Here is a 13,209-nt window from a genome sequence, read left to right as displayed (position 1 = left end):
CCCCTCAATGAAAATCGCGCGACTTCGGCAGGATGCGCACGTTGCGCGGATGCCCGTGGCGCTGGGCATAATCGCCCTCCGACCGCCCCCGCGGCGCCTGGGGATGTTTGACCTCGTCGGCGCGGCAGACTTCGGGGTCAAAGCGCCGATTGCTGCCCAGCGCGTCGAGCATCGACGTGCGGTCGACGATCCGCGTCGCCATCAGATGGATCACGCCTTCCTTGCTTCGCTGCACCTCGCCCTCGGCAAGCATCAGCCGCGACGCCATGACGGCGCGGCGATAGCGTTCGAAATGGCGCGCCCACAGCAGGATGTTGACGATCCCGCCCTCATCCTCGAGCGTAATGAAGATCGCATTGCCCTTGCCCGGCCGTTGGCGGATCAGCACGACGCCAGCGGTGCGCACGATCGCTCCGTTCTTCGCCGCAGCCACACCCGCTGCGCCCAACACGCCTTCGCGCTCGAAATCGCGTCGCAGGAACGCCATAGGATGGCCTTTCAGCGACAGCCGCGTCGTCTGATAATCGGTCAGCACATGCTCGACCATCGGCGTCGGCGGCAGCTGCGCATCCTCCTCGAACCCGAGTTCGTTCGCCTCGGCCGCTCCGAACAGCGGCAACACTCCTTGCCGGACGCGCCGTGCGTCCCACAGCGCCGGCCGCCGGTCGAGCCCCATCGACCGGCACGCGTCGGCGTCGGCAATGAGGCGTAGCGCGCGCGACGGCAGGTTCGCCCGGCGCGCAAGTTCCTCGACCGAGGCGAAGGGAGCGGTCGCGCGCGCTAGGGCGATCTGCGTCGCCCACTCCTCGCGAAATCCGTCAACCTGTCGGAAGCCGAGGCGGAGAGCGAGCGCGCCGTCTCCCCGTCGTTCTAGGCTATTGTCCCAGCGGCTAGCATTGACGTCGACCTCGCGCACCTCGACGCCATGCTCCCGCGCATCGCGGACGAGCTGTGCAGGAGCGTAGAAGCCCATCGGCTGCGAGTTGAGGATGCCGCAGGCGAAGACGGCAGGATGGTAATGCTTGATCCATGACGATACATAGACGAGGCGCGCAAAGGACTGCGCATGGCTTTCGGGGAAACCGTAACTGCCGAAGCCTTCTATCTGACTATAACAGCGCTGGGCGAAACTACGTTCATATCCTCGAGCCACCATGCCTTCGACCATCTTCTCCTCAAAATTGTCGATTGTTCCTACGTTGCGGAAGGTCGCCATCGCGCGCCGCAAGCCATTCGCTTCTTCGGGAGTAAATCCGGCGGCGACAATGGCGAGCTTCATTGCCTGTTCTTGGAAGAGGGGAACGCCATAGGTGTCCCCTAGGACTTCGCGTAATTCATTCTGGTCATGGGGTGGTGCCGGGGAAGGATATTCCACTTTCTCTTCCCCATTTCGCCGACGCAGATAGGGATGCACCATATCGCCTTCGATCGGACCCGGCCGGACGATCGCGACCTGAACCACCAGATCATAGAATATTTTGGGTTTCAGCCGCGGGAGCATGTTGATCTGCGCGCGGCTCTCGACTTGGAAGACTCCGATACTGTCGCCACGCTGGAGCATTTTATAGACAGCCTTATCCTTGCAATCGATATCGAGTTCGAGCGTGTGATCGCCCAGCCCATGCTCGCGCATCAGGTCGTAGCATTTGCGGATGCATGTCAGCATGCCCAGCGCGAGCACGTCGACCTTCATCAGCCCGAGCGCGTCGATGTCGTCCTTGTCCCATTCGATGAAGGTGCGGTCTTCCATCGCGGCATTGTGGATCGGCACCAGTTCGTCGAGGCGCCCTTCGGTGAGGACAAAGCCGCCGACATGCTGCGACAGGTGTCGCGGAGCCTCGAGTAATTCGGTCACGAAGCGGTGCAGCCTCTCGATCTCGCCATTATGCGGATCGAGTCCGGCTTGAACGAGGCGCGCGACCGGAACCTCATTGCCCCAGTTGCCCCAACTCGTATCGGCAAGCCGCGCAGTGACATCCTCGCTGAGGCCCAGCGCCTTGCCGACCTCGCGGATTGTGCTGCGAGGGCGATAATGGATGACGGTCGCGGCAATTGCGGCGCGATCCGGACCATAGCGCCTGTAAATATGCTGGATGACTTCTTCCCGCCGCTCATGCTCGAAGTCGACATCGATATCGGGAGGCTCGTCGCGTTCAGCCGAAACGAAACGCGAAAAAAGCAGCTTATGCTCAATGGGGTCCACCGAGGTGACTCCGAGCAGAAAACAGACGATCGAATTCGCTGCGGATCCGCGACCTTGGCAAAGAATGGGTGGCTTCTGGTCGCGGGCGAAGCGCACGAGGTCATGGACGGTCAGGAAATAATAGACATAGTTCCTTCTCCGGATCAGTCGCAGTTCGTTGCCGACCAAGGCGCGAACCTTTGTAGGCAGGGGGGTGCCGTAGCGCTTCTCCGCCGCGGTCTTCACCAGATGGTGCAGATAGGGAAAGGGTTTCCAGCCCGGGGGGACCGGTTCGTGCGGATATTCGTAGCGCAGGTCTTCGAGATCGAACCGGACGCGGGCGAGCAGCTTTGCGCTTTGCTCGACCGCCTTGGGATAGCCGTCGAATAGGCGCTTCATCTCGGCGGGAGCCTTCAGATAGCGCTCGCCATTAACGCGGAGCAGCTTGCCGGCCTTCGAGATCGTCGTGCCTTCGCGTATGCAGGTAATGATGTCGTGCAGCGGCCGCTGCGCCTTGGTCGCATATAGCGCGTCGTTGGTCGCGAGCAGTGGAACGCCAGTCGCCGCTGACAGGCGCTGGAGTTCAGCGAGCCTACGTGCGTCGGCGCCCGCTTGCGGCATCGTGGTTGCCAGCCAGACCGACTTGGGACGTCTGCGCTTGAGGGCATGGAGCAATGCCTCGTCGCCCTCCATTGCGATGAGGAGCAGATCGTCGCAATGGCCAAGAAGATCGCCCAGTTCGAGGATGCAATCACCTTTCTGTGCGCGCAGATTGCCAGTCGAGAGAAGGCGCGTCAGCCGCCCCCAGCCTTCGCGGTTGACGGGGTAAGCGACAATGTCGGGGGTGCCGTCGGCGAAGACGAGGCGGGCGCCGACCGCCAACCGAAACGTCTTCGCGCGCTCGTCTTCCTTAACCCTTAACTCCTTCAGAAAAGCCCACGCCCGCACCACCCCGGCGACGCTGTTGCGGTCGGCTATTCCGATACCGGCCATGCCGAGCGCGATTGCCTCCGCTACCATCTCGGCGGGGTGGGAGGCGCCGCGGAGGAAGCTGTAATTCGTCGCCGCGACCAGTTCGGCGAAGCCGGTTTCGGGCGGATCGCTCATGCGAATACCCCGTGGATATACCAGCGCGGGTCGGGCTTTTCGTCATAAAGTCCGTGGCGGAAAAGCCAGTAGCGGCGGCCGTGGGCATCCTCGACGCGGTAATAGTCGCGCGTCAGGCCGCCATTGTCGCGGCGGCGCCACCATTCGGCGGCGATGCGTTCGGGGCCTTCGTAGCGGCGCACCGCGTGAAAGGCGCGGCGCCAGCGAAAGCGCTGCGGCGGGCCGTCGGGAACCTCGGCGATCACCTCGATCGGCTGCGGCGGATCGAAGAGATAAAAAGGTCGCGTCGGCGGTTCCCCCGGCTCCGGCCCCCGCCAGGGCAAGGGTTTCGGCGCGTCGATCGCGGGGAGCGCAAGCTGCGCCTGTTCGGGAATGTGCGTGTCTTCGGCGATCCACTTCCGGACGCGCTGCCGCCCGAGCCGCGTCGTCATCCGGTCGACAAGCTCGTTCATCGCGGCCCCCTGACCTGATGGGCGCACTTCGCCGCCTTCGAGCTTCAATTGCGTCGCGCCGAGGGGATCGAGCCGCGGGACAGCAAGCCGGATCATGTCGAAACCGAAGCCGGGGTCGAGTGGGTCGGCGAGGCTGTCCATCCGCTCGGCGAACAGGCGCATGACGAGGCCGGTGTCGCGCGTTGCATGACCGGTTTCGACGTCGATACTGCGCGCGAGGCCATCGCTGCGGAAGAAGGTGGCACGGAAATGGCGGCCGCCCTTGCCGCGTTCGAGCATCTCCTCGATCGCTTCCCCGGCGAGCTCGGCGAGGATCTTGCTTGCATGCGCCGTGCTGCCGAGCGGTTCGGCGAAGCGGCGCTCGACGGCAACCGGGGGCGGCGCGATGCGCGGGTCGAGCGGGCTCGGCGCGTCGCCCAACAGGCGGCGGAGCGCCGTCGCGGCCCCGGCGCCGAAGCGCGCGGCGATATTCGCCATCGGGCGGCTCGCGAGGTCGCCGATCGTCTTGAGGCCCGCGCGGACGAGCGCGGTCGTCGCCTCGGGTTCGAGTTCGAGCGCGAGCACCGGTAACCGGCGGATTGCGCTGGCTTCGTCGGGTGCCGGCCGCGTCTGATAACGCGCGAGCGCGCGCGCGGCATCGGCGGTCGGGCCGAGCGCGAAGCGCGTCGTCATGCCAAGCCGCGACAGGCGCATCTCGGCATCGTCGATCAGTTCGGCTTCGCCCGCGAACAGATGCCCGGTCCCGGCGATGTCGAGGATCAGCCCGTCGGGCGCGTCAAGCGCGACGAGCGGCGTGTAGCGGTTGCAGCCGAGCGCCAGCCGGTCGAGCCAGGCGTGATCGGCAACCGGGTCGTGCGTGACCGCGATTAGTTCGGGGACGCGCGCGCGCGCATCGGCGAGCGGCATCCCGGCGGCGAGTCCGGCCGTTTGCGCGGCCGGATCGACGCTCGCGATGCGCAGTGCCCCGCGCAGCTTTTCGGCGAAGACCAGTGGGGCGTCAGGCGGCCGCGACGCCGTGCGGCAGAGTCGCTCGGCGGGCAGATAGGGGAAGAAGAGCGCCAGATAGCGCCGGCTCCCCAAAGGCTTGTTCGTCATGGTTCCAGTCCAGTCGCCAGCGCCCGCCCGCAGGGCCCGCGCGCCAGCGGATCAGCTCGAGGTCGAAGGCGGGTGCCCCCGGGGCGTTGGCTTCGAGTTCGCGTGATGCCGCGGCCGCGACGCTCCAGCGTGTCTCGGCGACGCTCGGTGTGGGCGCGGCGCCGAGGCGAAGCATCAGCAAGGTCGTTCCGGCATCGCGCGCACCGAGCGCGAGGCGGCGGCCTGCCGTGAGGTCCATCAGCGGGAACTTCCCCCAGCTTTCGACGATCACCGCCGCCGATCCGGCGCAGCGGATCGCGTCGTTCGCGCAGGCGAGCAGCATTTTGGGATCGGGGGTCTCGAACATCAGCAGCCGGTCGGGATCGCCGCCAAGCTCGGCGATGCCGGGGGCATAGATGTGGCCGGTGCGCCGCGCAGCGTCGGACGTGCGGAGCCAGATCAGCGGCGCCTTGCCGGGGGTGCGGAGCGCGAGCAGCGCGGCGAAAGCGGCGGCGCTCGTCGCGTCGAGCGCATCGGCCGCGTAAAATTCATGGTATCGCCCAATCGCAAGCCCGCCGCCGATGGCGGCGTCGAACCCCGCATGGCCGCTCGCCAGCCATCCCTTGGCCGGGCGGCTTTCCGGGCCACCATCGGCGGCCAGCCGGGCGATGTGCTTACGCAGCCCGGCGAGAGGTTGGGACGACTCGCGCATCATGTGTTCCTGATTTGTTCTATTAGCGCGTGAGCGCCTGCGCTTGTCAAGACGCACAGAATAATCGCGTATCTTTAAGGGATTAGCGGGGCGCCGCTTCAGTGCCCGCGCTACTGTCGCCGCCCAGCGTCCGGAACAGCGCGATTCGCGTCTGGACGAGCAGCAGCTCCGTCCCGATTTCGCTTCGCCGCGCCGAATACAGGCTGCGTTGCGCGTCGAGGCTGGCGAGGAAGCTGTCGACCCCGCCCTTGTAGCGGGCATCGGCAAGCATCGCGGTGTCGGCCGCAGCGCTGCTATTCGCGTCTGCCGCGCGAACACGCTCGGCGATCGTCCCCTGCACTGCGAGCGCGTCGGCGACTTCGCGGAACGCGGTCTGGATCGCACCCTCGTAGCTCGCGAGCGCCGCGTCGCGCTGCGCCTTGGTGACATCGACCCCGGCCTGGCGTCCGCCGAAGTCGAAGATCGTCGCGGTCGCGTCGCCGCCGACCGAATAATTGAACGAGCCGCCGTCGAACAGACTTCCCAGCGCGTCGCTCGCGAAGCCGAGTAGGCCGGTCAGCGAGATCGTCGGGAATAGCCGCGCGCGCGCGACGCCGATATCGGCATTGGCGGCGCGCAGGCGGTATTCGGCTTCGATCACATCGGGACGGCGCAGCAGGATCTGCGAGTTCACGCCCGCAGGTAGCGCCACGACGCCCGGCACCACCTCCGAAAGGCTCGCCGGCAGCAGCGCGCGGTCGATGTCGGCGCCAACGAGCAACCGGATCAGGTTTTCGTCCTGCGCCAGTGCGGTCTTCTGCTGCGCGATCGAATCCTCGGCGGTCGCCAATATCTGTTCGGCCTGGCGCAGATCGGTGCGCGGCGCGACGCCGCCGTCGAGCCGGGCCTTGGTCAGCCGGACACTCTCGCGCGCATTGTCGGCGGTATCCTCGGCGATTTTCAGGAGGTCGCGGTCGGCGCCATAGGCGGCCCACGCATTGGCGAGGTCGGCGATCAGGCCGAGACGGACGGTGCGCGACGCGGCCTCGGTCGCGAGCGCGCTGTTGCGGTCGGACTCGGTGGCGTTGGCGAGACGGCCGAACAGGTCGAGTTCGAACGCGGTGACTCCGCCGCGTAGCGAAAAATCGCCGCTTCCGCCCCCGGTCCCTCCGCTATCCGAATAGCCCGCGCCCGCGCTGGCCCCCAGCGCGGGGAATTGTCCGGCACGGCTGACGCGCACCTGCGCGCGCGCGGCGGCAAGATTGGCATAGGCGACGCGCAGGTCGCGGTTGTTGACGAGCGCCTGATCGACAAGGCTTTGCAGCCGGGCGTCGGTGAAGACGGTCTTATACGACAGGACCGGCAGCGCCTCCTCACTCTGGAGAAGATAGGCGTCCCCGACGGGCCAGCTTTGCGGAACCGGCGGTGTCGGCAGCACGGTCTTGGGCGCGAGCGAGCAGCCCGCGAGAAGCAGCGGAGCGAGGGTCAGGAACGAAGCGCGTTTCATGCGGTCACCCCGGTTCCGCCGTCCTTCTTCCCGAACCGCTGGCGCAAGGCCGCGAGCCCGTCGCGCACGCCGCGGCGGACGAGAACGAAGAAGAGCGGGATGAAGAAGATCGCGAGCAGCGCGGCGGTCAGCATCCCGCCGATCACTGCGGTGCCGATCGCAACGCGGCTGTTCGCGCCGGCGCCGGTCGCGATTGCGAGCGGCAGCACGCCAAAGATGAAGGCAAAGCTCGTCATCAGGATCGGGCGAAGACGGATACGCGCTGCCTCGATCGCCGCTTCGATTACACGCTTGCCCTTCTTTTCTTCCTGTTCGGCGAATTCGATCATCAGGATCGCATTCTTCGCCGCCAGCCCCATCGTGGTGAGCAGGCCGATCTGCAGATAGACGTCATTCTCCAGCCCGCGGAGTGTCACCGCGAACACCGAGCCGACGAGGCCCAGCGGAATGACGAGCAGCACGGCGAGCGGGATCGACCAGCTTTCATACAGCGCCGCAAGGCACAGGAAAACCACGAGCAGCGACAGGACATAGAGCAGCGGCGCCTGCCCCGACGACAGCCGCTCCTGATAGGAAGAGCCGGCCCAAGCGACACTCGTTCCGGGGATTTCGGTCGCCATCCGCTCCATCTCGTCCATCGCCTCGCCCGAACTGGTGCCGGCGGCAGGCTGGCCCGATATTTCGAAGGCGGGGACGCCCTGGAAGCGCGAGGTGCTGCTGGGCGTCGTCGACCAGCCGATGTCGGCGAAGGCCGAGAAGGGCGACATCTGGCCGTCGGAGCCCCGAACAAACCATTGACCAAGGTCGTCGGGTTTCGCGCGATACTGCGCGTCGCCCTGAACATAGACGCGCTTGACGCGGCCCTTGTCGATGAAATCATTGACGTAACGGCCGCCCCAGGCGGTCGCGAGCGTATTGTTCACGTCGCTGTTGTTGAGGCCATAGGCGGTCAGCCGCTGTGTATCGACGTCGATCTTCAAGGTTGCCACATCGGGAAGATCGGACAAGCGAACCGCGGTCAGCTTGGGATTGGCGTTTGCCGCCGCGAGCAGTTTTTCGCGGGCTTCGACGAATTCCTCGCGGCTCATCCCGCTGCGGTTCTGGAACTCCATCGTGAAGCCGGAGGCATCGCCCAGACCGCGCACCGCACCCGGAACAAGCGCGAAGACCTGGGCATCGCGGATGCCCGACAGCGCCTTGCGCGTCCGGTCGGCAATCGCGTCGGCGGTGTTTTCCTTGCCCGGCCGGCTGTCCCAGTCGATGAGGTTGATGAAGCCTTGCCCGGTGTTCTGACCGACTGCGCCGCCGCCCCCGCCGCCACCCGCGACAAGGAAGAGCGCGCCGACATTCGCCTTTTCCTGGGTGAGCAGATATTTCTCGATCTGGTCGCGAACCTGCAGCGTCCGTTCCTGCGTGGCGCCCGCTGGCAGGCGGAACTGGATCTGGACGCGGCCCTGATCCTCGTTGGGCAGGAAGCCGCTCGGCAGCCGGAGGAACATTACCGCCAGCAGCGCCAGAATCAGCGCATAGATGCCAAGGAAGAGCCATTTGCGATCGACGACCTTGGTCACGCTGCCGACATAGCGGTCGACGGTGCGATCGAACCAGCCGTTGAAGCCATCCTGCGCGCGCTTCATCGCTGCATGCGCGCGCGGGAAACGGTGCGGGCGGTCTGGCTCGGCGCCATGGGTCTTCGGCTTGAGCAGGGTGGAAGTCAGCGCGGGGCTGAGAATCAGCGCGACGAGCACCGACAGCGCCATCGCCGAGACGATGGTCACCGAAAACTGGCGATAGATGACGCCGGTCGAGCCGCCGAAAAAGGCCATCGGCAGGAAGACCGCCGACAGGACGAGTGCGATCGCAATCAGCGCGACCTGCAGCTCCTGCATCGACTGGATCGTCGCTTCACGCGCCGACATGCCGGGATTTTCTTCCATCAATCGCTCGACATTCTCGACGACGACGATCGCGTCGTCGACGAGCAGGCCGATGGCAAGCGTCAGCCCGAACAGCGTCAGCGTATTGATGCTGAACCCCAATATATAAAAGACGCCAAAGGTACCGAGCAGCACCACCGGCACCGCGATCGCGGGGATCAGAACCGCGCGCCAGCTCTGCAGGAATACGAACATCACGAGGACGACGAGCAGAATCGCCTCGAACAGCGATTTCTGCACTTCGCTTACCGACAGCTTGATGAAGGCCGTCGAGTCGTTGGCATAGCTGTAGGTCAGCCCGTCGGGGAAATCGGCCGCCAGTTCGTGCATGCGCGTCTTGACGCGATCGGCAGTCTCGAGCGCGTCGGAGCCGGGCGACAGCGAGACCGCCATGCCCGCGCCGGGGTGACCGTTGATCCGGACGACGGTCGCATAGCTTTCGGCGCCGAGCTCGACGCGCGCGATGTCCTTTATGCGGACGGTGGAGCCGTCGGGGAGCGTTTTGAGGACGATATTCTCGAACTGCTCGGCGGTCTGGAGGCGTGACTGGGCGGTGACGGTCGCGTTGAGCATCTGGCCCTGCGGCGACGGTGTGCCGCCGACCTCGCCCGCCGCGACCTCGGCATTCTGGGCGGTGATCGCGGTGACGACATCGCCCGGCATCAGCGACACCGCCGCGAGCCGCTGCGGGTTCAGCCAGATCCGCATCGCGTGCGGCGCGCCGAAAATGTTGACGTCGCCGACCCCCTCGACGCGGGACAGCGGGTCCTGGATGTTCGATGACAGGAAGTCGGCGACGTCCTGGAACGATCGCGTGTCGGTGGTGTCATAGACGCCGACGAGCAGCAGCGTGTCCGAATTAGCCTTGGTGACGCGGATGCCTTGGCTCTGCACCTGTTGCGGCAGGCGCGAGATGGCCGAGGCGATCTTGTTCTGGACCTGCACCTGCGCGATGTCGGGGTCGGTCCCCTTGGCGAAGATCGCGGTGATGTTGGCTTGCCCGCGCGAACTCGACTGCGAGCTGAAATAGAGCAACCCGTCGATCCCGGTCAGCTGCTGTTCGAGCACCTGCGTGACGCTATTCTCGATCGCTTCGGCCGAAGCGCCCGGATAGGAGGCGCGGATATTGACCTGCGCAGGCGCGATATCGGGATATTGCTCGATCGGCAGCGCGCGCAGGGCGCCGAGGCCGCCAAGCATGACGATGATCGCCAGCACCCAGGCGAAGATCGGCCGGTCGATGAAGAGGCGGGACATCGGGGCTTATTTTCCTTTTTCAGCGCCTTTGCCCGCGGCCGCGCCGGCCGGTGCCCCCAGGCGCTGCGGACTGTTTGCCGGAACCGGCTTGATCGGGGCGCCCTGCTTCAGGTTGCCGACCCCCTGCGTGATGACCTTCTCGCCGGGCTTCAGCCCGTCGGTGATGACCCAGTTCGCCCCCACGGTCCGCTCGGCGACGACCTTGCGCCGCGCCGCCTTGTCGTCCTTGCCGACCAGATAGACGAATGCCGATCCGTCGAAATCGCGCTGCACCGCCGCCTGCGGAACGAGGATCGCGGTCGGGTTGACCGCCTGCTCGAACAGCGCGGTCACGAACATGCCGGGCAGTAACAGGCCCTGCGGATTGGGAAAGCGCGCGCGGAGCGTTACCGTTCCGGTCGCCTCGTTCACCGTGACTTCGGAAAATTGCACGGTTCCGGGGACCGCGTAATCGCTGCCATCCTCCAGCTTCAGGCGCACCGACGTGCTGCCTTGCGTCACCCCGCCGGTCGCGAGCGCCTGACGCAGCCGGGTGAGGTCCGCGCTCGACTGCTGCATGTCGACATAGATCGGGTCGGTCTGCTGGATCACTGCAAGCGGGGTCGCCTGACTCGCGCTGACGAGACCGCCGGGCGTCACCAGCGCGCGGCCGATCCGTCCGGTGATCGGCGCCGACAGTGTCGTGAAGCGCAGGTTGATGCGCGCGGTTTCGAGCGCGGCGGCATTTTGAGTCACTGCGGCGCGCGCGATCCGCGCCTGCGCCAGCGCGTCGGTATAATCCTGCTGCGCGACCGCCTGAATCTTCGCGAGCGGTTCGAAACGCTTTGCCTTTTCTTCGGCCGCCTGCGCGCTGGCGCGGGCGCTCGCCAGATTGGCGGAGGCCTGATCGACCGCCGCTCGATAGATGCTGGAGTCGATCTGGAACAGCGGCTGGCCCGCGCGCACCAGTCCCCCTTCGGCGAACAGGCGGCGCTGCACGATCCCGTTGATCTGCGGGCGAACCTCGCTCGTCTCGAACGCTACCGTGCGGCCGCCGAGCGAGGTGGTCAGCGGCACAGCCTCGATCTTCACGACGACATAGCCGACCTGCGGCGCGCGGTTGCCGCCCTTCGTGTCCTCGCCCGAACAGGCGCCGAGTGAAAGCGTCATGGTGCACAGGGCCCCGAGGAGGAGCAGCGGCTTCTTCTTCGTCATTCGATAAATCCGTCTCGGGTTAGGCCGGCGGCTGGGGGAACGGGGCTATTCAAACCATTGCATTGCACCATGCAAGCGCTTTCAGGCGCTTGCGACAAAGTGCGACACTTTTAGTCGCCAGCGATACGATCGGGTGGCGATCAATATTGACACCGGTTACCTCGTCATTTAATCCGGCTCGAAATCATATCATTGTTGAGGATGCTCCCATGTTCGATCGCACCTATTACGCCACCCATCCCGCGATGATGGAGGAGGTGTCGAATGCGGAGCTGCGCGATCGCTATCTGATTCAGGGGCTGTTCCGCGAAGGCGAGTGCGTTCTCAATTATACGCACGCCGACCGCTTCGTGATCGGCGGCGTCGCCGTCGGCAGCGCGCTGGTCAAGCTGCCGACGCAAACCGAGCCCCCTTCGGCCGCCGGACATCCCTTCCTTGAGCGCCGCGAGCTGGCGATCGTCAACGTGTCGTCGGTCGAAGGCACCGTCACCGTCGATGGTGAGAGCTTCGCGCTCGGCAACAAGGATTGCCTCTATGTGACGATGGGCGCGAAGGACGTCGAATTTGCGGGCGAGGGTGCGCGTTATTATCTGGCGTCGTGCCCGGCGCACAAGGCGTTCACGACGCGCAAGCTCGGCATCGCCGACGCCAATGCGCTGGATCGCGGGAGTCTTGCCGAATCGAACGAGCGCACGATCTTCCAGCTCGTCATCCCGGGTATTTGCGACAGTGCGCAGCTCGTCATGGGGCTGACCGTGCTCAAAGAGGGCAGCGTGTGGAACACGATGCCGCCGCACATCCACGAGCGCCGCAGCGAGATTTATTTCTATTTCGAGCTCGACAATGTCGACACCGACCGCGTCATGCACTTCATGGGTGAGGGCGAAGCCACCCGTCATATCGTCATGCAGAATGAGGAAGCGGTGATTTCGCCGCCCTGGTCGATCCACATGGGTGCCGGTACCAAATCCTATGCCTTCATCTGGGCGATGGCCGGCGAAAATCAGGATTATACCGACATGAACGTCCTCGACATCTGCCAGCTTTCCTGATGGCGGGGCTGTTCGATCTTTCGGACAAGGTCGCGCTTGTCACTGGCGCCAACACCGGCATCGGGCAGGGTATAGCTCTGGCGCTCGCCGAAGCCGGGGCGGACATCGCCGCCGCGGGACGCTCGCCCGCCGAGGAAACCGTCGAAAAGGTCCGTGCGCTCGGTCGCAAAGCGGAGAATTTTGGCGCCGACCTGTCGAGCCTCGGCGCGGTCCAGCCGCTCGTCGATGCGGTGCTTGCCGAATTCGGACGCATCGACATTCTCGTCAACAATGCCGGGATCATCCGCCGTGCCGACGCGGTCGACTTCACCGAGGCCGACTGGGACGCGGTGATGGACACCAATCTCAAGACGCTTTTCTTCCTCTGCCAGGCTGCGGGCAGGCATATGATCGCGCGTGGCAGCGGCAAGATCATCAACATCGCCTCGATGCTGACCTTTCAGGGCGGCATCCGCGTGCCGAGCTATACCGCCTCGAAATCGGGCGTTGGCGGGCTCACCAAGCTGCTCGCGAACGAATGGGCAGCCAGGGGTGTGCAGGTCAATGCGATTGCACCCGGCTATATCGCGACGAACAACACCGCCGCGTTGCAGTCGGACGAGACGCGCAACCGCCAGATCATGGAGCGTATCCCTGCGGGACGCTGGGGCGATCCGGCGGACATCGGCGGCGCGGCCGTCTTCCTTGCGTCGCCGGCGTCGAACTATGTGCAGGGCCATATCCTTGCCGTCGACGGCGGTTGGCTCGCGCGCTAGC

General features: G+C 65.5%; 8 protein-coding genes. 2 read left to right on the top strand and 6 right to left on the bottom strand.

The genetic code is table 11. The annotated features are described in order from the left end of the window. Positions 1-4 precede the first annotated feature (4 nt). The 6 genes from ACQY80_RS06370 to ACQY80_RS06345 form a co-directional block, all read right to left on the bottom strand. Positions 5-3,289 carry an error-prone DNA polymerase gene (locus tag ACQY80_RS06370; protein WP_428684754.1) on the bottom strand — a complete coding sequence of 1,095 codons (3,285 nt, stop codon included), beginning with the start codon at positions 3,287-3,289 and terminating at the stop codon, positions 5-7. Then, on the bottom strand, positions 3,286-4,836 hold the full coding sequence (locus ACQY80_RS06365) for a Y-family DNA polymerase (protein ID WP_428684752.1): 1,551 nt from the start codon (positions 4,834-4,836) through the stop codon (positions 3,286-3,288). The genes ACQY80_RS06370 and ACQY80_RS06365 overlap by 4 nt, the downstream gene beginning before the upstream one ends. Next, a complete protein-coding gene (locus ACQY80_RS06360) occupies positions 4,739-5,527 on the bottom strand; it encodes an ImuA family protein (RefSeq protein ID WP_428684750.1) in 789 nt (262 codons plus the stop codon). Before ACQY80_RS06360 ends, ACQY80_RS06365 begins: the two co-directional genes overlap by 98 nt. Positions 5,528-5,609: 82 nt before the next feature. Beyond that, on the bottom strand, positions 5,610-7,013 hold the full coding sequence (locus ACQY80_RS06355) for an efflux transporter outer membrane subunit (protein ID WP_428684748.1): 1,404 nt from the start codon (positions 7,011-7,013) through the stop codon (positions 5,610-5,612). Then, positions 7,010-10,207, bottom strand: coding sequence for an efflux RND transporter permease subunit (locus tag ACQY80_RS06350; protein WP_428684746.1), 3,198 nt, complete (start codon positions 10,205-10,207; stop codon positions 7,010-7,012). Before ACQY80_RS06350 ends, ACQY80_RS06355 begins: the two co-directional genes overlap by 4 nt. A gap of 6 nt (positions 10,208-10,213) precedes the next feature. After that, positions 10,214-11,401: an efflux RND transporter periplasmic adaptor subunit gene (locus ACQY80_RS06345; protein WP_428684744.1), complete on the bottom strand. Its 1,188-nt coding sequence runs from the start codon at positions 11,399-11,401 to the stop codon at positions 10,214-10,216. Positions 11,402-11,610: 209 nt separating this feature from the next. Between ACQY80_RS06345 and kduI the strand changes: the two genes are divergently transcribed. Beyond that, complete coding sequence (kduI, locus tag ACQY80_RS06340; protein ID WP_428684742.1) at positions 11,611-12,453, top strand: 5-dehydro-4-deoxy-D-glucuronate isomerase; 843 nt, start codon at positions 11,611-11,613, stop codon at positions 12,451-12,453. Beyond that, positions 12,453-13,208: a 2-dehydro-3-deoxy-D-gluconate 5-dehydrogenase KduD gene (kduD, locus tag ACQY80_RS06335; RefSeq protein ID WP_428684740.1), complete on the top strand. Its 756-nt coding sequence runs from the start codon at positions 12,453-12,455 to the stop codon at positions 13,206-13,208. The genes kduI and kduD overlap by 1 nt, the downstream gene beginning before the upstream one ends. Position 13,209 lies beyond the last annotated feature (1 nt).

It is taken from the genome of Sphingopyxis sp. (genome assembly GCF_965279755.1).
Lineage (GTDB): Bacteria > Pseudomonadota > Alphaproteobacteria > Sphingomonadales > Sphingomonadaceae > Sphingopyxis.
Note: the sequence above shows the minus strand (reverse complement) of the source record. Positions and strands in the feature narration are given on the sequence as shown.